At 68.2% G+C, this 21,234-nt stretch carries 19 protein-coding genes; 12 read left to right on the forward strand and 7 right to left on the reverse strand.

Annotation, left to right across the window (positions count from 1 at the left end):
* Positions 1-14: 14 nt before the first annotated feature.
* From ACSFBM_RS18365 to ACSFBM_RS18385, 5 genes are read left to right on the forward strand one after another with little or no spacing between them, the layout of a single operon-like run.
* Entirely contained in the window at positions 15-1,238 is a 1,224-nt protein-coding gene (locus ACSFBM_RS18365) for an ABC transporter ATP-binding protein (protein ID WP_435485613.1), read from the forward strand.
* 11 nt (positions 1,239-1,249) lie between these two features.
* Positions 1,250-2,497, forward strand: coding sequence for an enolase C-terminal domain-like protein (locus ACSFBM_RS18370; RefSeq protein ID WP_435485614.1), 1,248 nt, complete (start codon positions 1,250-1,252; stop codon positions 2,495-2,497).
* A gap of 10 nt (positions 2,498-2,507) precedes the next feature.
* Positions 2,508-3,275, forward strand: a complete 768-nt coding sequence (locus ACSFBM_RS18375; protein ID WP_435485615.1) for an SDR family oxidoreductase — start codon at positions 2,508-2,510, stop codon at positions 3,273-3,275.
* 24 nt (positions 3,276-3,299) lie between these two features.
* Positions 3,300-4,268, forward strand: a complete 969-nt coding sequence (locus tag ACSFBM_RS18380; RefSeq protein ID WP_435485616.1) for a tripartite tricarboxylate transporter substrate binding protein — start codon at positions 3,300-3,302, stop codon at positions 4,266-4,268.
* 12 nt (positions 4,269-4,280) lie between these two features.
* Positions 4,281-5,315, forward strand: coding sequence for an L-idonate 5-dehydrogenase (locus tag ACSFBM_RS18385; RefSeq protein WP_435485617.1), 1,035 nt, complete (start codon positions 4,281-4,283; stop codon positions 5,313-5,315).
* Positions 5,316-5,366: 51 nt separating this feature from the next.
* Here the strand turns inward: ACSFBM_RS18385 and ACSFBM_RS18390 are convergent, their stop codons facing one another.
* Complete coding sequence (locus ACSFBM_RS18390; RefSeq protein ID WP_435485618.1) at positions 5,367-6,284, reverse strand: LysR family transcriptional regulator; 918 nt, start codon at positions 6,282-6,284, stop codon at positions 5,367-5,369.
* Positions 6,285-6,408: 124 nt separating this feature from the next.
* Here ACSFBM_RS18390 and ACSFBM_RS18395 point away from each other — a divergent pair, with 124 nt between their 5' ends.
* The gene (locus tag ACSFBM_RS18395) at positions 6,409-7,965 is read left to right on the forward strand and encodes a M20/M25/M40 family metallo-hydrolase (RefSeq protein WP_435485619.1); all 1,557 of its coding nucleotides are present in this window, start codon (positions 6,409-6,411) and stop codon (positions 7,963-7,965) included.
* Between the two features lie 6 nt (positions 7,966-7,971).
* Here the strand turns inward: ACSFBM_RS18395 and ACSFBM_RS18400 are convergent, their stop codons facing one another.
* Positions 7,972-8,823 (reverse strand): symmetrical bis(5'-nucleosyl)-tetraphosphatase, encoded by an 852-nt coding sequence (locus ACSFBM_RS18400; RefSeq protein ID WP_435485620.1) that lies wholly within the window; start codon positions 8,821-8,823, stop codon positions 7,972-7,974.
* Between the two features lie 23 nt (positions 8,824-8,846).
* Here ACSFBM_RS18400 and ACSFBM_RS18405 point away from each other — a divergent pair, with 23 nt between their 5' ends.
* From ACSFBM_RS18405 to ACSFBM_RS18425, 5 genes are read left to right on the forward strand one after another with little or no spacing between them, the layout of a single operon-like run.
* On the forward strand, positions 8,847-10,157 hold the full coding sequence (locus tag ACSFBM_RS18405) for a hemolysin family protein (protein WP_435439639.1): 1,311 nt from the start codon (positions 8,847-8,849) through the stop codon (positions 10,155-10,157).
* A gap of 11 nt (positions 10,158-10,168) precedes the next feature.
* Positions 10,169-11,155, forward strand: coding sequence for a lipopolysaccharide kinase InaA family protein (locus ACSFBM_RS18410; protein WP_435485621.1), 987 nt, complete (start codon positions 10,169-10,171; stop codon positions 11,153-11,155).
* Positions 11,156-11,180: 25 nt separating this feature from the next.
* Positions 11,181-12,161, forward strand: coding sequence for a VWA domain-containing protein (locus tag ACSFBM_RS18415; protein ID WP_435485622.1), 981 nt, complete (start codon positions 11,181-11,183; stop codon positions 12,159-12,161).
* Positions 12,162-12,168: 7 nt separating this feature from the next.
* Positions 12,169-13,518: an adenylosuccinate synthetase gene (locus ACSFBM_RS18420; protein WP_435485623.1), complete on the forward strand. Its 1,350-nt coding sequence runs from the start codon at positions 12,169-12,171 to the stop codon at positions 13,516-13,518.
* Positions 13,519-13,528: 10 nt separating this feature from the next.
* Positions 13,529-13,954 (forward strand): hypothetical protein, encoded by a 426-nt coding sequence (locus ACSFBM_RS18425; protein ID WP_435485624.1) that lies wholly within the window; start codon positions 13,529-13,531, stop codon positions 13,952-13,954.
* A gap of 100 nt (positions 13,955-14,054) precedes the next feature.
* On the opposite strand, the gene ACSFBM_RS18430 is transcribed toward ACSFBM_RS18425, so the two are convergent.
* The 3 genes from ACSFBM_RS18430 to ACSFBM_RS18440 all read right to left on the reverse strand — a co-directional run bounded on the left by ACSFBM_RS18430 (position 14,055) and on the right by ACSFBM_RS18440 (position 16,825).
* Positions 14,055-14,495, reverse strand: a complete 441-nt coding sequence (locus tag ACSFBM_RS18430) for a hypothetical protein (protein ID WP_435485625.1) — start codon at positions 14,493-14,495, stop codon at positions 14,055-14,057.
* Between the two features lie 68 nt (positions 14,496-14,563).
* Complete coding sequence (locus ACSFBM_RS18435; RefSeq protein WP_435485626.1) at positions 14,564-15,586, reverse strand: RNA methyltransferase; 1,023 nt, start codon at positions 15,584-15,586, stop codon at positions 14,564-14,566.
* Positions 15,587-15,640: 54 nt separating this feature from the next.
* Positions 15,641-16,825: an amylo-alpha-1,6-glucosidase gene (locus ACSFBM_RS18440; RefSeq protein ID WP_435485627.1), complete on the reverse strand. Its 1,185-nt coding sequence runs from the start codon at positions 16,823-16,825 to the stop codon at positions 15,641-15,643.
* A 241-nt stretch (positions 16,826-17,066) separates the two neighbouring features.
* On the opposite strand from ACSFBM_RS18440, the gene ACSFBM_RS18445 reads away from it, so the two are divergent.
* Entirely contained in the window at positions 17,067-18,746 is a 1,680-nt protein-coding gene (locus tag ACSFBM_RS18445; RefSeq protein WP_435485628.1) for a phospholipase D family protein, read from the forward strand.
* Positions 18,747-18,770: 24 nt separating this feature from the next.
* On the opposite strand, the gene ACSFBM_RS18450 is transcribed toward ACSFBM_RS18445, so the two are convergent.
* Together ACSFBM_RS18450 and ACSFBM_RS18455 are read right to left on the reverse strand one after the other, a co-directional pair.
* On the reverse strand, positions 18,771-20,672 hold the full coding sequence (locus ACSFBM_RS18450; protein ID WP_435485629.1) for a GspE/PulE family protein: 1,902 nt from the start codon (positions 20,670-20,672) through the stop codon (positions 18,771-18,773).
* Between the two features lie 205 nt (positions 20,673-20,877).
* The gene (locus tag ACSFBM_RS18455) at positions 20,878-21,231 is read right to left on the reverse strand and encodes a tetratricopeptide repeat protein (RefSeq protein WP_435485630.1); all 354 of its coding nucleotides are present in this window, start codon (positions 21,229-21,231) and stop codon (positions 20,878-20,880) included.
* Positions 21,232-21,234: the final 3 nt, after the last annotated feature.

Consider the following 21,234-nt stretch of genomic DNA (forward strand, 5'->3'; position numbering starts at 1 on the left):
GCAAGGATCGCATCGTGTCATCCATCTCCCTGAAAAACGTCACCAAGACCTTCGGTGCCAAGACGGTGCTGGGCAACATCAACGTCGAGGTGCCCGCCGGCGAGTTCCTGGTGCTGCTGGGCCCCTCGGGCTGTGGCAAGTCGACGCTGCTGCGCATGCTGGCAGGCCTCGAAACCGTGAGCGGCGGCGAGATCCACCTGGGCTCGCGCCGCGTCGACACGCTGCCGCCCAGCGCGCGCGACATGGCGTTCGTGTTCCAGTCGTATGCGCTCTATCCGCACATGACGGTGCGGCGCAACATCACCTTCCCGCTGATCATGCGCAAGTTCCGCTGGTGGTTTCACATTCCGCTGCTGGGGCATTTCGCCAAGCGACGGATCGAGGCCTCGCCCGAGGTTCGCGAGCTGGTCGACCGCACGGCGAAGATCCTGTCGCTGACCGAGATGATGGAGCGCCATCCGCGCACCCTCTCGGGCGGCCAACGCCAGCGCGTGGCATTGGGCCGTGCGATGGTGCGACAGCCCGAGGTGTTCCTGATGGACGAGCCGCTGTCGAACCTCGACGCCAAGCTGCGCTCGTCGATGCGCGCCGAAATCATCAAGCTGCACCGCGACCTGGGCGGCACCTTCGTCTACGTGACGCATGACCAGATCGAAGCGATGACGATGGGCACGCGCATCGTGCTGATGCATGCCGGCGAGGCGCAGCAGATCGGCACCCCGCGCGAGATCTACACCAACCCGGCCAACACCTTCGTGGCACGCTTCATCGGCACGCCGGCCATGAACCTGGTGCATGCCCGCATGGAGGGCTCGCAGCTGAGCATCGGCGAACTGCGGGTGCCGCTGCCGGCGCATCTGGGTGTTCGGGGCGCCGACAGCGGCGCGAACGTGCTGGTCGGCGTGCGGCCGACCGCGCTCACCCTCGGCGCCGATCCGGCACAGCCGGGCATCGCAGGCACCGTGGGACTGGTCGAGCACGTGGGTGCCGAATCGATAGTGACCGTTCGCCTGGACACGGCCCGCACCGCGCACGACCGCGACGGCGGCATGGCCGACGAAATCATGGTGACCGAGGCGGGCTACAGCACGCTGGGCGCAGGCAGCAAGGTCCGCATTTCGCTCGACCTGAACCAAGCCGTGCTGTTCGCTGCCGACTCGGGCAAGCGCATCTCGAACGACATTCCGCTTCCGGCCGACAACGCACGCCCGGTTTTGCAACTCCAACCCCAGCACTGACGCATCCGCACATGGCAACACTTATCTCCGACGTGAAGGTCATCCTCACGGCACCCGAGGGCATCAACCTCGTGGTCGTGAAGGTCGAGACCAACCAGCCCGGCCTGTACGGCCTTGGGTGCGCGACCTTCGCGTACCGCCACCTTGTCGTGCAATGCCTGGTCGAGCAATACCTCAAGCCGCTGCTTGTCGGCCGCGATGTGAGCGCGATCGAGGAGCTGTGGCAGCTCATGCACCAGAACGCCTACTGGCGTAACGGCCCGGCCGAGAACAACGCGATCTCCGGTGTCGACATGGCGCTGTGGGACATCAAGGGAAAGATGGCCGGCATGCCGGTCTACCAGCTGTTCGGCGGCAAGGTGCGCGAGGGCGTGCCCATCTACCGCCATGCCGACGGACGCGACCTGGCCGAGCTGTGCGACAACATCCAGGGCTACATGGCGCAGGGCATCACGCACATCCGCTGCCAGAGCGGCGGCTATGGCGGCGGCGGCTTCGGCAAGGCGCCTTCGACGGCGCCGCGCGGTGCACCCGATGGCGTCTACCTGGACAGCCGCAGCTACATGCGCGACACCCTCAAGCTCTTCGAGGGCATCCGCAGCAAGGTGGGTTTCGACGTGGCGCTGTGCCATGACGTGCACGAGCGCCTGAGCCCGATCGAGGCCATCCGGTTCGCCTGCGAGATGGAGCGCTTCGAGCTGTTCTTCCTGGAAGACGCGATTCCGCTGGAGGAGGGCAAGTGGCTGCGCCAGCTGCGCGAGAAAACGCGCATTCCTCTTGCCCAGGGCGAGCTCTTCAACAACCCCTATGAGTGGAAGACGCTCATCACCGAACAGCTCATCGACTTCATCCGCGTCCACCTTAGCCAGATCGGCGGCATCACGCCCGGGCGCAAGCTGCAGCTCTTTGCCGAGCAGTTCGGCGTGAAGACTGCGTGGCACGGGCCCGGCGACATGTCGCCGGTGGCGCACGCGGCCAACATCCACATCGACCTGGCCGCGCGCAATTTCGGCGTGCAGGAATGGTCGGGCGTGCAGCCGCCGAACTTCGTGATCCAGGACCTGAAGGGCCCGCCCGGTGCGCTGCTGGACGTGTTCCCCGGCTTGCCTGAATTCAAGGACGGCTACGTCTACGCCAACGACAAGCCGGGCCTGGGCGTCGACATCAATGAAGAAGAGGCGCGCAAGTACCCCTGCGAGAACGTCATCACCACCTGGACGCAGACGCGACTGGCCGACGGCACGCTGCAGACCCCCTGAGGAATCCATCATGTCCACCCAACTCTTCAGCCTCGCGGGCAAGACCGCGCTCGTCACCGGTTCGTCGCGCGGCCTTGGCTTTGCCATTGCCGACGGGCTGGCCGCCGCAGGTGCGCAGCTGGTGCTCAACGGTGTCGACGCGGCACGGCTCGAGGCTTCTGCCGCGACATTGCGCGGCAAGGGCTACGTCGTCGAGGCGTGCGCGTTCGACGTGTGCGACGAAGCCGCGGTCGTGGCCGCCTTCGAGCAGCTCGATGCGGCCGGCATTGCCGTCGACATCCTGGTCAACAACGCCGGCGTGCAGTACCGCAAGCCGATGGTCGAGCTGGCCACGGACGACTGGCGCCGCGTGATCGAGACCAATCTCACCAGCGCCTTCGTGGTCGGGCGCGAGGCGGCCAGGCGAATGATTCCGCGCGGGCGCGGCAAGGTGATCAACATCGGCTCGCTCACCAGCGAACTGGCGCGCGCCACGGTGGCACCGTACACGGTCGCCAAGGGCGGCATCAAGATGCTCACCCGCGCAATGACGGCCGAATGGGCGAGCCACAACATCCAGGCCAACGCCATCGGGCCGGGCTACATGCTCACCGACATGAACCAGGCGCTCATCGACAACCCGAGCTTCGATGCGTGGGTGAAGGGGCGCACGCCGGCGGGCCGCTGGGGCAAGCCGGAAGAACTGATCGGCACCGCCGTCTTTCTGGCATCCGAAGCATCCAACTACGTGAGCGGGCAAATCATCTATGTCGATGGCGGCATGGTGTCCGTGCTCTGACGGTCATTGAAGGAGACATCAACCATGAAGCGCTTTCGCCTTGCCTGTGCAGCCGCCGCGACTTTCGCCGGCGTGCTGCTGACCCCGTTTGCCGTGCATGCGGCCGACTACCCCACGCGGTCGATCGAAGTGATCGTGCCTTCGTCCGCCGGCGGCGGCACCGACGTGATGGCACGTATCTTTGCCGACGCCGTGAAGAAGAACGTGCCGCAGCCCTTGATCGTCGTCAACAAGCCCGGCGCGGGCGGCGGCATCGGCATGAGCGAGGTGCAGCGCGCGCCGGCCGACGGCTACAAGATCGGCGTGATCATCTCGGAGCTGGCGATCATTCCGCACCTCAACATGACCAAGGTGACGACCGCCGACTTCATCCCGATCGCGCGGCTCAACGGAGACCCCGGCGTGATCGCGGTGCGCGCCGAATCACCCTACAAGACCATCGACGACCTGCTGGCCGCGGCACGCATGCAGGAGGGCGTGGTGTCGATGGGCAATGCCGGCACCGGCACGATCTGGCACCTGGCGGCCGCGGCCGTCGAGCAGAAGACACAGGTGCGCTTCAACCACGTGCCGTTCCAGGGCGCGGCGCCCAGCGTGGGGGCGCTGGTCGGCGGGCATGTGGATGCGATCACCGTGAGCCCGGCCGAGATCGGCTCGCACGTGGCTGCCGGCAAGGTGCGCGTGCTGGTCGCAATGGCCGATCAGCGGCTGCCCGCGCCCTACGACAAGGTTCCGACATTCAAGGAGAAGGGCGTGGACCTCGTCGTGGGAACCTGGCGCGGGCTGGGCGTGCCGCTGAACACGCCGCCCGAAGTCGTCAAGTACCTGCGCGATGCGACACGCAAGACGGCCGAAGACCCGGCATTCCGGGATGCGCTGCTCAGGGCCAACCTGCAGCCGGCCTACATGGAAGGCGAGCAATTTCAGGTCTTCATGAACAGCCAGTCCGCCTACTTCAAGTCGCTGCTTGCCAGCGTCGATCTCAAGAAATAGCAGGCCATCACCATGGACGCACTTGTCATACACGCGCCCGGCGACCTGCGCGTGGAGGAATTCGAAACCGCCGCGTTGGGCGCGGGCCAGTTGCAGGTGCGCGTGCGCTGCGGCGGCATTTGCGGGTCAGACCTGCACTACTACCAGCATGGAGGCTTCGGCACCATCCGCATCAAGGAACCGATGGTGCTGGGCCACGAGGTGGCCGGCGTGATCGAGGCGGTCGGCGCAGGCGTCACGGACTTCAAGCCCGGCGAGCGCATCGCGATCAGCCCGAGCCGCCCGTGCGGCCTCTGCAAATACTGTCAGCAGGGCCTGCAGAACCACTGTCTGGACATGCGCTACTACGGCAGCGCGATGCGCACGCCGCATGTGCAGGGCGCGTTCCGCCAGCAGATCGTGGTCGAGACGCACCAGGCGCACCGGCTGGCCGATTCGCTCAGCGATGCCGAAGGCTCGATGGCCGAGCCCTTCGCAGTGGCGCTGCATGCGGTACGGCGTGCCGGCTCGTTGCTTGGCAAGCGCGTGCTGGTCACGGGCTGCGGCCCGATCGGCGCGCTGGCGATCATTGCAGCACGGCGTGCCGGCGCGGGCCACATCGTCGCAACCGACGTCGGCGCGCACACGCTGGGCAAGGCGCTCAAGGTCGGTGCGGACGAAGTCGTCAATGTTGCCGACACGCCGGACGGGCTGGCGCGGTTCACCGCCGACAAGGGGAGTTTCGACGTGCTGTTCGAGGCCAGCGGCAATGCCCGCGCGCTGGTTGGTGCGTTCGACGCGCTGCGCCCGCGCGGCATCGTCGTGCAACTGGGCCTGGGCGGCGACATGACACTGCCGATCAACACCATCGTGGCCAAGGAGTTCGATCTGCGCGGTGCGTTCCGCTTTCACGAAGAGTTCGCGGTGGCGGTCGAGTTGCTCAACAAGGGCCTGGTCGATGTGAAGCCGTTGATCTCGGCAACGCTGTCCTACCGCGATTCAGCGCGAGCCTTCGCGCTGGCGGCGGACCGGTCGCAGTCGATGAAGGTGATCCTGAACTTCGATTGATGTTGCTGCGTTTCCGTTTCGAGGTCCGCCTGCCGTCCTGAGCCGGCATGGTCACGGCGCGGCCGGCGGCGGCAGCGCCTTGCACAGGAATTCGAGAAAGGTGCGCACCACTTCCGGCAGGGTGCGCCCGGCCAGGGTCTGCAACTCCACCGAGCGCTCCCGCATGCCGCGTTCGCGGATCTGCGCCGCATGCAGTTCGCCGCGCTGCACGCGCTCGCGCACGGTGATCTCACCGGCAATCGCGAGGCCGCCGCCGTGCAGCACGAAGCTGGCCAGCGCCTCGAAACGGTTGCTCACCAGCGCGGGCTCGAACACCACGCCGCGGTTGCTGCAGGCCACGTCGAACAGCTGGCGCACCGTCGTGTCGGGGCCCGACAGCCCGATCGGAAACGGCAGCATCTGTGCCAGCGTCACGCTGCGATGCCTGGCCAGCGCATGGTCGGGCCGCATCAGCGCGAACACCGAGGCCCGCTCGCGGTGCGCCACATGGATGCCTTGCACCGCGGCGCGGCTGTAGGTGAGGCCGATGTCGGCATCGCCAAGCAGCACGGCTTCGGTGACCTCGCCAGGTTCGCAGGCCTTCAGCTCGAACTGGATGCCGGGGTGCATCGCACGGAACGTGACGATGGTGCGCGGCAGGAACTCGTTGGCGAAGCCCGACGAGCAGGCGATGCGCACATGCCCTCGCTGCAGGCCCTGCAGCCCCTGGATGTCCGACACCACGCGCTCGGCCTCCAGCGCGCCGCGTCGCGCGTGCGCTGCCAGCAACTCGCCGGCCGGGCTGGGCACCATGCCGCGCGGGCGGCGCTCGAACAGCGGCACGCCCAGCAAGGCCTCGAGCATGGCCACCTGCCGGCTGATGGCGGAGGCACTGACGTTCAGCCGCACAGCCGCTTCGGTCAGAGAGCCGCTGCGCACCACTTCGAGAAAGTAGCGCAGCGAGGTTTCCTGCAGGCGATGGGACGGCATGGCGGTGGGCGCAGGGCGTCTGCATTGCGAAAAACGCAACGATACCGCTGAAAATCGGCAATTGTTCAAAAGCTCGGCTTTGCCTAGACTGCCGCGAAACCGTCACAAAGTGGACCGAACACCCATGCCTTCACAGCCCCGAACCTCGCGCCGCCCGCTCGCACTGCTCACCCTGGCCCTGACAGTGGCGGCCTGCATGACCGGCACGGCCGGCGCGGGCGAACTCGCCGCGGCCGACGCCGAGCGCCACGCGCAGGCCACCTACCGCGAGTACTTCGAGCTGCTGTCCCTGCCCAACGACGCCGTCTCGCCGGAGGACATCCGCAAGAACGTCGAGTGGCTGGAGCAGGCCTTCCGCAAGCGCGGCTTCACCACGCAGCAATTGCCCAACGACGGCAAGCCGATGCTCTATGCCGAATACCCGGGCAGCGATCCCGCGCGCAAGACGGTGCTGTTCTACATGCACCTCGACGGCCAGCCGGTCATTCCCGCGCAGTGGGCGCAGAAGAGCCCGTGGACGCCGGTGCTCAAGCGTAAGGCGGCCAACGGCGGCTGGGAAGAAATCGATTCGGCGCCGCTCTTCAGCGGCCCGCTCGACCCTGAATGGCGCGTGTTCGGCCGCGCGTCCGCCGACGACAAGGGGCCGATCATGATGATGCTCGCCGCCATCGATGCCCTGAAGGCCGGGGGCGCCCAGCCGGCGGTCAACGTCAAGGTGATCCTCGACAGCGAGGAAGAGAAGGGCTCGCCCTCGATCGGCAAGGTGATGCAGGCGCACCGCGACCTGCTGCGCTGCGACGCCATCGTGATCCACGACGGCCCCATGCACGCCACCAACCGGCCCACGCTGGTGTTCGGCAACCGCGGCGCGGCCAAGGCCCAGCTCACCGTGTACGGCGCCAAGGTGCCGCTGCACAGCGGGCACTACGGCAACTACGCGCCCAACCCGGCCCAGCGCCTGGCCAACCTGCTGGCCTCGATGAAGAACGACGAGGGCCGCGTGACGGTGGCCGGCTACTACGACCACGTGAAGATCGCCGAGGCCGACCGCAGGATCATGGCTGCGGTGCCCGACGACGAGGCCGCGCTCAAGCGCCGCCTGGGCATTGCCCGCACCGACAAGGTCGGTGCGAACTACCAGGAAGCGATGCAGTACCCCTCGCTGAACGTGCGCGGCATGGCCGCGGCGTCGGTGGGCGACAAGGTGGCCAACATCGTGCCCGACAAGGCCGTGGCCGAGATGGACCTTCGCACCACGCCCGACTCCGATCCGGCCTACCTCGGCCAGCTGATCCAGAAACACATCGAGCGCCAGGGCTACCACCTCGTCAAAGGCGAGCCGACGGACGAAGACCGCGCGCGCTATGACAAGCTCGCGACCTTCTCCTACCAGAGCGAGGGCGGCGACGCGGCCGGCTCGCAGATCAACTCGCCCGTCGGGCAATGGGCCTACAAGGCGCTGAGCGAGACCTTCGGCGCCAAGCCCGAGCCGGTGCGCATCCGGATGATGGGCGGCACGGTGCCCACCGCCGAGATCGTGCGCGTGCTGCCGGTGCCCTTTGCGATCATTCCGCTGGTGAACGCCGACAACAACCAGCACGCGGCCAACGAGAACCTGCGCATGGGCAACTACGTGAGCGGCGTGCGCACCGTGTACGGGCTGATGACGCAGGCGTTCTGAGGCCTTTCAGCCGGTCTTGCCCGGCTTCTGCGCCTGCTCGCACTCGACCTGGATCAGCTCGCGCTCGTCCAGCGTCGCGCCGATGCGCACCGCGCTCAGGCAGCCGCCCCACACGCAGCCCGTGTCGGTCGAGAGCAGGTCGGGCCGCGAGAGCCAGCCCAGTGTCGACCAGTGGCCGAAGGCGACCGTGGCCTTGCGCGTCTTGCGCCCTGGCACGTCGAACCAGGGCATGTAGCCCTCGGGCGCCGTGGCGGCGCTGTCCTTGGCCTCGAACTCCATCACGCCGTCGGCCGTGCAGAAGCGCAGCCGCGTCAGCGCATTGACGATGGCGCGCAGCCGGGCGCTGCCCGTGAGGCTGTCTTGCCACTGCGCGGGTTCGTTGCCGTACATCGTCATCAGGAATTCGCCCAGCGCCGGGCCGCGCAGCACCGATTCGACTTCGGCGGCCAGCACCAGCGTGTCGCTCACCGTCCACTGGGGCAGCACGCCCGCATGCACCATCAGCAGGTCGCCGGTGCCGATGCGCATGTGCAGCGCCATGTGCTGCTGGCGTACCCAGTCGAGCAGCGCTTCGCTGTCGGGCGCGGCCAGCAGTTCGCCCAGCGTGTCCTTGCGCCCGGTCTTGCGCGCGCCGTGCGCCACGCCCAGCAGGTGCAGGTCGTGGTTGCCCAGCAGGCTCAGCGCGGAGGCGCCGTAGCCCTGCACGCGGCGCAGCACCGCGAGCGAATCGGGGCCCCGGTTCACCAGGTCGCCCAGCAGCACGAAGGTGTCCCGGCTGGGGGAGAAATCGATCTTTTGCAGCAGCCGCCCGAGGGGGGCGTCGCAGCCCTGCAGGTCGCCAATCAAGTAAAGTGACATTCCTTCATTCTCTCCCTCAGTTCATGGATGTTCTCCTCCTGGCCTTGTTGACCACGCTCAACGCGTTGTTCGCAATGTCCGAAATGGCCCTTTCCACCAGCCGGCGCGCACGTCTCGCGGCCTTGGCCGAAACGGGAGACACCGGCGCGGTGGCCGCGCTGAAGCTGATGGAGTCGCCCACGCAATTCCTCTCGACGGTGCAGATCGGCATTACCTCCATCGGCATGCTGAGCGGCATCGTCGGCGAGGCCGCCTTCGCCGCGCCGCTGGCCGTGTGGATGGAAAGCGTGGGCATGGGCGCCGGCACCGCCAGCGTGGTGTCCACCGCGTGCGTGGTCACCTGCATCACCTTCTTCACCATCATCTTCGGCGAGCTGGTGCCCAAGCGCATCGGCCAGCTCTATCCCGAGCCGGTGGCGCGCTGGGTGTCGCGCCCCATGCGCGGGCTGGCCAAGGCCGCCAAGCCCTTCGTGTGGCTGCTCGCGGGCGCCACGGCCACCATGCTGAAGCTGCTGCGCATCGACGCCAACGCGGCGCGCCACGTCACGGAAGAAGAGATCTCGGCCAGCCTGGAGGAAGGCGTGGACGCCGGCGTCATCGAGCATCACGAGCACCAGATGGTGCGCAACGTGTTTCACCTGGATGACAGGCGCCTGTCTTCGCTGATGATCCCGCGCGCCGACATCGAATGGCTCGACGCCTCGTTCACCGTGCCGCAGGCGCTGCAGAAGGTGGCCGACGCGGCCGCGCTCAACCTCGTGCATTCCTGGTACCCGGTGTGCCGCAACTCGCTCGACGACGTGGTCGGCGTCATCAGCGTGGCCCACCTGCTGCGCCTGGGGTCCGCGCACCCCGGCGCGCTGGGCCCGGAGGCCTTGCCCGCGGTGTTCGTGCCCGAAACCCTCACCGGCATGGAACTGCTGGAGCAGTTCCGCGAGCGCGCCGGCCGGCTGGTGTTCGTGGTCGACGAATACGGCGTGGTGCAGGGCCTGATGACCCCGCGCGACCTGCTCGAAGCCATCACCGGCGAGCTGCAGCCCGGCATGCAGACCGACGCCTGGGCCCGCGAGCGGCCCGACGGCGTGTGGGAGCTCGACGGCCTCATGCCCGTGTCGGAGTTGCGCGCGCGCCTGGGCATTCGCGAGCTGCCCGAGGAAGAGCGCGGGCGCTACAACACCGTGGCCGGCCTGCTGATGTCCGTGTCGGGCCATCTGCCGGAAGTGGGCGAGCTGATCGACTGCGCCGGCTGGTGCTTCGAGATCGTCGAGCTCGAAGGCCGCCGCATCGACCGTGTGCGGGCATCGCCCGACCCGGCGGTGCCCAGGGACGCGTAGGGCGCGGCCAGATGCTGTCGCTGCTCGCACTCAGCTGCCCCCAATGCTCCGCGCCGCTGCCGCGTGCCGCACGTTGGCGCACGGTCGACTGCAGCTACTGCGGCGCCACCATCGTGCGCGGCACGGAAACCGTCGAACGCGAGAGCTTCCGCGCCGCGCTGCGGCGGGCCAACGCCGACGTGCCGGGCGGACGCATCCTCACCTGGCGCGGTGCGCGCTACCGCGTGCTGGCGCCGCTGGCCACCGGCGAGCACAGCGAGGTGCTGCTGGCTGAACGGCTTGGCGCGCTGCCCGAGCGCGTCACGCTGAAATTGGCCCGTGACTCCGCCGCCAACCACGTGCTGCTGCGCGAGGCCGCCGTGCTGCAGGCCCTGCAAGACCTGTCGATGGCAGGCGCGGCCTACTTCACACGCCGCTTGCCGCAGCCGCTGGGCACGGGCCTCGCCGAAGGCCTGGGCGATGGCGCCCGCCAGGCGCTGGTGCTGCGCCACCCGACCGGTTTCTGGGGCAGCCTGCAGGACGTACAGCAGGCCAATCCCCAAGGCATCGACCCGCGCCACGCCGTGTGGCTCTGGCGCCGCATGCTTGAGGTGCTGGCCTTCGTGCACGGCGCCGGCTGGACGCACCGCGACCTGTCGCCCGCGCATGCGCTCGTGCATCCGCGCGACCACGGCGTGCTGCTCATCGGCTGGTCGCGCGCGCAGCACGCCACCGGGCCGGCCCACACCACCGCCGTCGCGCGCGACCTGATGCAGGCCGCCTGGACCGTGCGCGCAGTGCTGCATGGCCTGCTTGAGGCCGGGTCCGGCGAGCCCGGCTTCGGCGCCCACACCCCGGCACCGCTCGCGGCCTTGCTGCGCCAATGCAGCGAAGACGCCGCCACCTGCGAACGCCTGGGCGCGCAGGGCATCGAGCAAGCGCTTTCGGCCGCGTCACGCGAAGCCTTCGGTCCGTCGAGGTTCGTGCCTTTCGATCCCGCGCCGTGCGCCGGCACCTGAACAACAGTCACCAAGGAGGTCATTCATGGGCTACGGAAACTACTCGCACGCCGCACACACGGCGCTGATTGCCGACCGCGCCGCCAAGCCCGGCGCCGAAGTCTTCACGCAGCGCTCGACGCACCCGCTGATGAACCCGCACGGGCTCAAGGTGCGCGAGTCGCGCGACAACGCCGACCACCCCAATTCGCTGGGCATCGTGTTCGCGCTCGACGTCACCGGCTCCATGGGCGACATTCCGCAGACCCTGGCGCGCCGCGAGCTGCCCAACTTCATGAAGCTGCTGACCGACTGCGGCGTGCCCGACCCGCAGCTCATGTTCATGGCCGTCGGCGACGCCACCTCCGACGGCGCGCCGCTGCAGGTCGGCCAGTTCGAGTCGACCGCCAACCTCATGGACCAGTGGCTCACCTGGAGCTACCTCGAAGGCGGCGGTGGCGGCAGCGGCGAAGAAAGCTACGAGCTGGCCTTCTACGTCATGGCGCAGCACACCGACATGGACTGCTGGGTGAAGCGCAAGAAGCGCGGCTACCTGTTCGTGACCGGCGACGAGCTGCCGTACCCCGCCGTCTCGCGCCACCAGATCGAAGGCCTGATCGGCGAGAAGCTCGACGAGGACATTCCCATCGAAGAGGTCATCGCTGCCGCGGCCGAGACCACGAACCTGTTCTTCCTGATTCCCGACGCCCAGCGCCGCCGCCGCTGCGAAGGGCGCTGGCGCGAGCTGCTGGGCGATCACGTCATCTGCATGGACTCGCCCGACGATGCCTGCGCCGTGGCCGCCGGCATCGTCGCCCTCACCGAGAAGGCCGTGCCCAGCCTCGAGGCGCTGGCCGGCGTGATGAGCGGCACCGGCATGGCCAAGGAACGCGTGGGCGGCGTGCTGCACGCGCTGGACGCCTACGCGGCGCTGCTCGACCCCGGCGCATCGCGCCGCGCGCCGCCGGCCGTGGCCACGGCGGCCGCGAACCCGCGCTCGTCGTGGTGGAAGCGCCTGTTCGGCTAAGGGTCGGGTGACTGCCGCCGCCGCAGGGGCCACGCACTACGTCTCGCTGCTGGGCCTGGGCTTCGGGGACTGCGGCAAGGGGCGCTTCACCGACCACCTGTGCGGCGCATTGCAGGCCCACACCGTGGTGCGCTTCAACGGCGGCGCGCAGGCCGGGCACAACGTGGTGCTGGCCGACGGTCGGCACCACACCTTCTCGCAGTTCGGCGCCGGCAGTTTTCATGCGGGCTTGGGCACGGTGCTGGCGAGTCCGGTGGTGGTGCACCCCACGGCGCTGCGCGTCGAGGAGGACGCATTGCGCAGGGTGGGTGTGCAAGACGCCTTCTCGCGGCTGCTGGTCGACGCTCGCTGCCGCGTGACCACGCCGTTCCACCAGGCCGCGGGCCGGTTGCGTGAATGGACGCGGGGGGAGGGTGCGCACGGCAGCTGCGGCGTGGGCGTCGGCGAGACGGTGCGGCACGCGCTCGCGTCGCCGGATGAAGCGCTGCATTACGGCGATCTGCTTCACCCCGCTCGCGCGCTCGAAAAACTGGAGGCCTCGCGCACCGCGTTGCTGCGCGAGTTTGCGGCTGCAGCCTCTTTGCATGGGGATGCCGCGCAAGAACTCGCCATGCTGCGGGACGACTCGCTCGCACAGCGCTGGCTCGACGCCGTGGCGCCTTGCCTGGCGCAGTCGCCGCCCGCCGGCGCGGACCGCATCGCCGAACGCCTCGCGCGTCCGGGCACCGTGGTGTTCGAAGGCGCGCAGGGTGTGCTGCTCGACGAGTGGCGCGGTTTTCATCCGCACACGACGTGGAGCACGGTGTCGACTGGCGCTGTCGAGGCGGTGCTGCGCGATGTGGGCATCGGCGCGCGCGTGCAGCACCTGGGCGTGCTGCGCAGCTACCTCACTCGGCATGGTGCCGGCCCGCTGCCCACGCATGACCACGCGCTGGACGCTCTCCTGGCCGAGCCGCACAACGCGGACGAAGGCTGGCAGGGCGTGTTCCGGCGCGGGCATCCCGATGCGGTGCTGCTGCGCTATGCGCTGGAGGCCGTGGGGAAACTCGATGGGCTGGTGGTGAGCCATCTCGATGCTGTCGAAGGCACGGGTCTGCGATGGTGCGCGGGTTATCGCGGTGCGGACGGTGTGCGCGTGAACGCGTTGCATTGCAGCGAGGTGCCTGACCTCGTACACCAGCAAGCCCTGACGCAACGGCTGTACGCCGCGCAGCCCCTGTACGAGCCGGGCAACGTCGGCACGCCGCAGGAATGGATCGAACGTGTCGAAGCCCTCAGCGGCCTTGGCGTGCGCTACGGCGCCTTCGGGCCGACGCGCGACACGGTGCAAGTGCTGCGGCCGCTCGCGTGTTTTTGAAAGATTCTTTGTGTCCTACAACATTCCCTTGATCGCCGGGGCCGCGCTCAGTGCCATTGCGGCGCTGCTGCACATCTGCATCATCTTTGGCGGGCCTGCCTGGTACCGGTTCTTCGGGGCTGGGGAACGCATGGCTGCAGGCGCGGCCGCGGGGCATCTGTATCCGCCGATCGTCACGCTGCTGATCGCGTGCGTGCTCGGCGTCTGGTCGGCGTATGCGCTTTCAGGGGCCGGGGTGCTGCAGCCGCTGCCATTGCTGGCGCTCGTGCTGCCTGCGATCACGGCGGTGTATCTGCTGCGGGGACTCGTGGCGCTGGCGTTGTTCGTCTTCGACCGGCGGCGGCTTACTGCTTTCTGGGTTTGGAGTTCGGTGGTTTGCCTGGCATTAGGCGTCGTCCACCTGGTGGGGCTGATTCAGGTGTGGGATGCACTTTGAGTGCCTGAGCCATCCTGAGAATCGAATCCGGCCATGATCGTTGGGTGGCCATGTCCGTCGTGACGAGCCTGTTGCCGCATCCCCGGTCGCTGCTGCCCGCTCAGGTCTTGCGCAGGAACGCGTCTGCATCTCCAGCCTCGCATTTCCAATCTGCGAAGACACCGACCAGCTCGCAGCTTGTGCACCTGCAGCCGATGTAGTACCAACGAACGTCGTTGCTGTCCGCGTACAAGGCGACACCCGACAAGAGTTCGAACGCCTCCGCATCGCAGATGCACGAATGCCTTTCGAACTCCGCTTCGCTTGCGTATTCGTCGCTGTCTCCCATGAGATGAACGGCGCCGCAGCGAACACAGGTTCGCCTGGCCGCGCCTGCGTCCTCATCGGTTTCGAGTTGGAACGAACGGTTTCCGCATGCGCATGCGGACTGGGAGAACTTGACGGCCACGTACCTGTTGCGCGTGCTGTAGGCGACGAGTTGAGCCTCGATGTCCTCGGGCGTGGTGCCGTACCAGTACTTGCCCTTCTTCTGCAATGTCATGGATGAAGGCCCTTGCGTGGCGCAGGGCGTGAAGCTGTGGAATTCATTCGATTTCTCCGGTGCCGGCCTCAACCCCTTCGAAACATCACCTGCACTTCGGCCGCCCGCGCCCTCAGCTGGCCGCAGCCGCCATCGACGTCCTGCCCCGCCGAATTGCGCAGCTTCGTGAGGATGCCCCGCTCGTGCAGCGTGCGCGCCATCTGTTCGCAGCGCTCCCACGACGGGCGGCTGAACGCCACGCCGTCCACCGCGTTGAAGGGAATCAGGTTCAGCACGCCGTACTTGCCCGACAGCAGCCGGACGATGCCTTCGATCTCCTGCGGCCCGTCGTTCACGCCTTCCAGCAGCGTCCACTGGTATTGAATCGGGTAACCGGTGGCGCGCGCATAGCGCTCGCCCGCGTCGACCAGCTCTTCGGGCGTCATGTTCGGCGCGCGGGGCAGGAGGTCCTTGCGCAGGTCGGCCTTCGTCGTGTGCAGCGAGAGTGCCAGCGCGGGCCGCACGCGCTCCTGCAGCAGCCTGTCGAACACCCGCGGGTCGCCCACGGTGGAGAACACCAGGTTCTTGTGGCCGATGTTGCCCACCGTGCCGAGCAGGTCGATCGCCTCGATCACGTTGTCCAGGTTGTGGGCCGGCTCGCCCATGCCCATGAAGACCACCTTGCGCACCGGACGGCGCATGCGCGCGAGCGCGACCTGGGCGATGATTTCGGCGCTGCCCACCTGGCGCAGCAGGCCCTCCCGGCCCGTCATGCAGAACCGGCATCCGACGGCGCAGCCCACCTGCGACGACACGCACAGGCCGTCCCGCGGCAGCAGCACGCTTTCCACGGTCTGGCCGTCCGCCAGCGCGACGAGCAGCCGCTCGGAACCGTCGGCGCCGGGGTGCACGGCGTGAATGCGCGCCAACCCCGCAAGCTCGGCTTCGATGGCGGGCAGCGCGTCCATCAGCGACGACGGGAAAAAGCTCGCCGGCAGGCGCCGGCCGCTGTCGCGGGGCAGCGCATGGGACCACAGCCGCAAGATCCGCTGTTCGTGGCTGGGGCCTGCGCCGGCTTCCCGCAGGCGTCGTTTCAGTTCGTGGATTCGCATGGCGTCAGGGTCGAGATGCCGCAGATTGTGCACGCCGGCCTGCAAGACAGGGCGTCACCAGGCCACCCCGACCCCTTCCAACGCCCGCTTCGCCAGCAGGAACGTCGCCGCATTCCAGCTTTGCCCCGCCATCCCCATCGGCGCCAGCGTGCGCCCATGGAACCACTCCGTGAAGCGCCAGCCGTCCAGCGCATTGGCCTGCGCCAGCCGCTCGAGTTCGGTCCATGCCTGTTCGTGCAGCCCCAGCCGTGCCAGCGCCATCACCCAGAACCCGCCGACGAACGGCCAGATTCCGCCGTTGTGGTACTGGTGCACGATGTTCTGCTGGTGGCGCCCCATGTAGGCGCGCCACAGTTCGTGCTGCTGCGACAGCGGGTGCAGCACCACGCGCACCGGATAGGGTTCGCACGCACGCGCCGCGTTGACGGTCTGCACGATGCGGTGCGCCATCTCCGTGTCGGCCAGGCCGCTCTGTATGGCCAGAACGTTGCCGAACACATCGCCTTCGTCGCCGACGACCGCGAGGTTGACGAAGCTCAGGTACAGCCCGGGGTCGCGCCGGCCGCGCCGCGCGTAATGCCGCAGCAGCCGCGCCCGGTGGTACTCGGGCAGGTCGCGCTGGAACGGGTTGAACAGGTGGTTGAAGTGGTGCTGCGTCTCGTCTGCGTGGCTGAGCGCGAAGCGGCGCTTCACGTCGTACCAGAGCGCGTTGCTGTACAGCACGTAGCCCGAGCGCGGCATGATGTCGGCCCAGTCGCTGGCCTCGTTCTGCTGCAGCAGCCGGAAGTGCTGGTGCTCCTGCGCCTGCAGCCATTGGATGGCGCGCGCGACCTCTTCTTGCCAGTGCGAGGCGCCGACGCTGCCGTGCCGGCGCACATGGTCCACCGCAATCAGCCACCACAAGGTGGCGTCGATGCAGCCCAGGTACCAGAAGTCGGCGTCCTGTCCTTCGGGGTCGACGTACTTGGGAATCTGCCCGTTGGCCGCCTGCTGCGCCGCGAGCGCGTCGAGGCTGGCCACCGCGCCTTGCTCCAGCGCAGGCACGCCGCTGCCGCACATGGCCATCACGCAGATGGCGGCGTCGCGCCCGAAGATGCGCGTGTAGCGCCGCGCGACGGCCGCCTCGGTGCGGCTGGCGGCCAGGATGCCGTGCGGTGTCAGGTTGCTTTCCAGCAGGGCGAGCGAGGCCTGGGTGCAGGTGTCGATGAGTGCGGGCGTGGAGGGGGCGGAGTTCGTCATGGGTCGTCTATCGTCGCGCACCGGCGTGCCGGCATGGAAAATTCCCTGCGGTGCATCGGGTATCCGATTGTCGGACCCTGAACCCGCACGGTATGCACCCGGTGGGCTCCGAACGCGTCCCCAACGTACCCCGAACGCAACGGTTGACGCGGCCGCCAGGCGCCGTCAGGCTCGCGTCATGCGCGCGGCCCGATCATCCCCTCGCGGGTGGGCGCGCCAACCGGGACGGGAGCAGGAAAAAATGACGACAGCTTGCTGGGCCGATGCATCGCGCCGCGATCGGCAGGGCGCTTTTCGTGCCCACGTGTGGGGCCGCCCGCTGCTTGCGGCGTGGATGCTGGTTCTTTCGATGTTGATGACTGCATGCGCCAGCCTGCCGCCGCAGGTGCCGACGCAGCCCGTCGGCGCCATCACCGATTTCTCGGCCACCCCGTTGGGCACCCTCACGCAGAAGGTGCTTCCGCCCGACAGCCGCTCTGGCTTTCGCCTGCTGCCTTACGGCCCCACGTCTTTCGCCACCCGCATGGAGCTGACCCGGCTCGCCACGCGCAGCCTCGACGTGCAGTACTACCTGCTGGCCGGCGACAACACCGGCCGCGCCTTGATGGGCGCGCTGCGCGACGCGGCGCTGCGCGGCGTGCGCGTGCGCCTGCTGGTCGACGACCTCTACACCACCGGCGAGGACGACCTGCTGCTCGCGCTCGCCAGCTATCCGAACGTGCAGGTGCGCCTGTTCAACCCGTTCCCGGCGGGGCGAGGCAGCGACGTCACGCGCTTCGTCAGCTCGGGCTTCGACTTCGCCCGCGTCAACCGGCGCATGCACAACAAGCTCTTCGTGGCCGACAACGCAGCCGCCGTGGCGGGAGGGCGCAACATGGCCGACGAGTACGTGATGAATGCGGCGGGCAGCAACTTCGTCGACATGGACGTGTTCGCGGCCGGACCGGTGGTGCGCGACCTGTCGAGCGAGTTCGACCACTACTGGAACAGCGAGGTCGTCTACCCCGTGGGGCGCATCGCCAGCACCTCGCTCACGCAGGCGCAGCTGCGGCAGAAGTTCGACACGCGGGTCGCCGACGCCAGACCGCCGCAGGCGCCGCGCATTCCGGCGGACGGCAGGATCCACGACCCGCAGCCCGACGAACCCGTCGCGCTGCCGCTGGACCTCGTGCCCATGATGAACCTGCCCTTCGAGCTGGCCGACCGTGCGCTCAGCCCGCTGCTGTGGGCCGACGCACGGGTGCTGTTCGATCCGCTCAGCAAGACGCTGGGCCTGAACGAGCGCGAGAACTCGCTCAAGGGCACCGTCACGGAAGGCGTGATCCGCTGGTTCCGCACGGCGCGCAGCAGCATCAAGATGGTGTCGCCGTACTTCGTGCCGTCCGACGCCTCGGTGGCCAGCCTGGCCGGCGCGCAGGCCGAGGGCGTGAGCGTCACGCTGCTCACCAATTCCCTGGCATCCACCGACGAGCCCTGGGTGTACGTGGGCTACTGGCCGCACATCCATGAGCTGCTCAAGGCCGGCGTGGGCATCTACGAGCTGAGTCCCACCTTGAGCGTGAAGCGCGGCAAGCTCGGCATCTTCGGCCATCGCACGGGCGCGCTGCACATGAAGAACGGCATCGTCGACCGCAAGCAGGTGTTCCTCGGCTCGATGAATCTCGACCCCCGCTCGGCGCGGCTGAACACCGAGCTGGGCCTGATCATCGACAGTGCCGAGATGGCCCGGCAGCTGGACGGCTTCGCGGACGCGGGCAGCTCCTACCGCCTGCGGCTGGACGCCAGCGGCAAGAACGTCGAATGGATCGAGCAGGACAACGACGGCAAGGAAACGGCCTACGACGTGCCGCCCGAGACCACGGCATGGCAGCGCTTCAAGCTGCGGCTGGTGGCGCCGTTCATTCCGTTGAACGAGCTGTAGGTGCAGCGCCGCCGGGCCGCGCGTTCACACGTTGCTGGTCGCGCGCACTTCCTCGATGCTGGTGTGCCCGGCCAGCACTTTTTCGATGCCGTCCTGGCGCAAGGTGCGCATGCCTTCCTGCAGCGCGGCCAGCTGCAGCTCTTCCGCGCGTGCGCCGGTCTGCACCAGGCGGCGCAGCGTGCTGGACATCACCATCAGCTCGTGGATGCCCACACGTCCCTTGAAGCCCGTGTTGCCGCAGTGCTTGCAGCCGGTGCTGGCGTGGCTGTGCAGCTTGCCGTCGTGGCCGTAGCGGTGCCGCCAGTCGTCGTGAACGGCCTGGCGGTGGGCCGGCGTCTTTTCCTGCGGGCCGAAGGCGTGCATGTAGTCGTCCAGCAGTTCCTCGACGGCCTCCGCGCTCGCGGGCGAAGGAGTGGTGCAGCGCGTGCACAGGCGGCGCACCAGCCGCTGGGCCAGCACCGCGAGCAGGGAGTCTGCGAAGTTGAACGGGTCCATGCCCATGTCCAGCAGCCGGGTCACGGTTTCCGGGGCGCTGTTGGTGTGCAGCGTCGACAGCACGAGGTGGCCGGTGAGCGAGGCCTCGATGGCGGTCTTGGCGGTTTCCTCGTCGCGGATCTCGCCGACCATGATCACGTCGGGGTCCGCGCGCACGAAGGCCCGCAGCGCCTTGGCAAAGGTCCAGTCGATGCGCGGGTTGATCTGCACCTGCCGCAGGCCGGCCTGGGTGATTTCGACCGGGTCTTCCGCCGTCCAGATCTTTCGTTCGGGCGTGTTGATCTGCATCAGCGCCGAGTGCAGCGTGGTGGTCTTGCCCGAGCCCGTGGGACCCACGCACAGCACCATGCCGTAGGGGCGCCCGACGGCTTTGGTCAGTTGCGCCAGGTTGTTCGGCGACAGGCCCAGCTGGCCCATGGGAATGGGCTTGGCCGATGCCAGGATGCGCATCACCACGTCTTCGAGGCCGTTGTTGGTGGGAATGGTCGCCACGCGCAGCTCGATGCGGTGCTGCGGCGAGTACTTCGCAAAGTTGATCTTGCCGTCCTGCGGCATGCGCTTTTCGCTGATGTCCAGGTCGCACATGATCTTGATGCGCGCGACGATGGCGGCGCGGTAGCTCGGTGGCAGCTCCAGGTAGGTGTAGAGCAGGCCGTCGCGGCGAAAGCGGATGCGGGTCTTTTCCTGGCCCGGGTAGCTTTCGATGTGGATGTCGGAGGCGCCCTCGCGGTGCGCCTCCAGGATCATGCTGTTGATCATGCGCACCAGCGAGTTGTCCGACTGCTCGATGGGCGCATCCGTGGGGGCGGCCGTGGGGCCTTCGCGCTCCAGGGTCTGCAGCAGTTCGGTGGTGCCGGCCAGGTCGAACTCCAGCGGCCGCATGGGGTCGAGGTTGGACGCAAAGGCGCCCGCAATGCCCACGGCGGGCTCGCCGATCTTCTCGTAGGCCGTGTGCAGCACGGTGTCGAGGTCCAGGCATTGGCCGATGACGGGAATCACCTTCGCCTGCGCGATGAACTCGATCTCGTCGAGCGCCGAGTGCCGGCTGATCGGATCGTCGATGGCCACGATGATGCGGCCCTCGTGCAGCATCAGCGGCATGACCTGCAGGCGCCGCGCGACGCTGTGGCCGACCTTGCGAAGGGCGTCGGCCGCGGGCGGGAACAGCTGCAGGTTCACCAGCGGGTAGCCCATCTTGCGCACCAGCGCGGTCTGCAACTGGCCCTGGGTGACGATGCCCATGCGCACCAGCGTCTCGCCCAGCGGCACGTTGGGTGCGCGTTGCTGCTGTTTCAGGCCTTCGCGCAGCTGGTCCTGGCTGACCATGCCCAGCGATGTCAGCGCTTCGCCGATCCGGGCAATCGGCATGCGGCTCTGGGCCGCGATGGCGATCAAAAGCTGTTCGGGCAGGACGACTTCGAGGGGGGACATGGGTTCTTTTCCTGTCTTGAGTGCGTGAGCGTGGCGCACCAAACTGCGGCGCGCCGATGCTGCATCCTAGGGCGAGGCAAGAGAACCTGCCATCCGTGCGACGCTTGAGTACGCAAGTTCTCAGCGAACAGGCAGGCCGTTGACATCAAGGCTTGCAGCGCAGCGCGTCGACGACCACCGCCATGGCATGCGAAGACGCAATGATCTAGGTCGCGGAAGGCGCTGCGGGCCGCAGCCGGCGCAGCCGCACGGTCAGCTCCTTGACCAGCTGCAGTTCACCGCGCCGCTGCGCCACCTCCAGGCCTTTGGCGAAGGCCGCCTCGGCCTGTGCGGCATCGCCGAGTTCCAGTGCAATCAAGCCCTGCAGGCGGTGGGCCGCGGTGAAGTCCGCATCGAAGGCCAATGCCTTCCCGACGTGCATCAGTGCAGTGTGCGGATCGTCGCGCCGGTGATACGCCAGCGCCAGGCTCATGCGCAGCAGCGCGCCGTCGCGGCCGGCGGCCAGCATGCGTTCGAGTGCGTCGGGCGAGGGGCCGGGTGGCGGGGGCTGCGTGCTCATCGT

The sequence above is a fragment of the Variovorax pasteuri genome, assembly GCF_051216435.1.
Taxonomy (GTDB): Bacteria; Pseudomonadota; Gammaproteobacteria; order Burkholderiales; family Burkholderiaceae_C; genus Variovorax.

What these genes read in the sequence shown, in the direction of transcription:
- ACSFBM_RS18405 (WP_435439639.1), top strand. Translation starts at nt 8,847, where the DNA reads ATGGATGTTCTCCTCCTGGCCTTGTTGACCACGCTCAACGCGTTGTTC.
- ACSFBM_RS18445 (WP_435485628.1), top strand. Translation starts at nt 17,067, where the DNA reads ATGACGACAGCTTGCTGGGCCGATGCATCGCGCCGCGATCGGCAGGGC.
- ACSFBM_RS18395 (WP_435485619.1), top strand. Translation starts at nt 6,409, where the DNA reads ATGCCTTCACAGCCCCGAACCTCGCGCCGCCCGCTCGCACTGCTCACC.
- ACSFBM_RS18435 (WP_435485626.1), bottom strand. Translation starts at nt 15,586, where the DNA reads ATGCGAATCCACGAACTGAAACGACGCCTGCGGGAAGCCGGCGCAGGC.
- ACSFBM_RS18430 (WP_435485625.1), bottom strand. Translation starts at nt 14,495, where the DNA reads ATGACATTGCAGAAGAAGGGCAAGTACTGGTACGGCACCACGCCCGAG.
- ACSFBM_RS18375 (WP_435485615.1), top strand. Translation starts at nt 2,508, where the DNA reads ATGTCCACCCAACTCTTCAGCCTCGCGGGCAAGACCGCGCTCGTCACC.
- ACSFBM_RS18450 (WP_435485629.1), bottom strand. Translation starts at nt 20,672, where the DNA reads ATGTCCCCCCTCGAAGTCGTCCTGCCCGAACAGCTTTTGATCGCCATC.
- ACSFBM_RS18380 (WP_435485616.1), top strand. Translation starts at nt 3,300, where the DNA reads ATGAAGCGCTTTCGCCTTGCCTGTGCAGCCGCCGCGACTTTCGCCGGC.
- ACSFBM_RS18385 (WP_435485617.1), top strand. Translation starts at nt 4,281, where the DNA reads ATGGACGCACTTGTCATACACGCGCCCGGCGACCTGCGCGTGGAGGAA.
- ACSFBM_RS18400 (WP_435485620.1), bottom strand. Translation starts at nt 8,823, where the DNA reads ATGTCACTTTACTTGATTGGCGACCTGCAGGGCTGCGACGCCCCCCTC.
- ACSFBM_RS18390 (WP_435485618.1), bottom strand. Translation starts at nt 6,284, where the DNA reads ATGCCGTCCCATCGCCTGCAGGAAACCTCGCTGCGCTACTTTCTCGAA.
- ACSFBM_RS18455 (WP_435485630.1), bottom strand. Translation starts at nt 21,231, where the DNA reads ATGAGCACGCAGCCCCCGCCACCCGGCCCCTCGCCCGACGCACTCGAA.
- ACSFBM_RS18415 (WP_435485622.1), top strand. Translation starts at nt 11,181, where the DNA reads ATGGGCTACGGAAACTACTCGCACGCCGCACACACGGCGCTGATTGCC.
- ACSFBM_RS18370 (WP_435485614.1), top strand. Translation starts at nt 1,250, where the DNA reads ATGGCAACACTTATCTCCGACGTGAAGGTCATCCTCACGGCACCCGAG.
- ACSFBM_RS18410 (WP_435485621.1), top strand. Translation starts at nt 10,169, where the DNA reads ATGCTGTCGCTGCTCGCACTCAGCTGCCCCCAATGCTCCGCGCCGCTG.
- ACSFBM_RS18440 (WP_435485627.1), bottom strand. Translation starts at nt 16,825, where the DNA reads ATGACGAACTCCGCCCCCTCCACGCCCGCACTCATCGACACCTGCACC.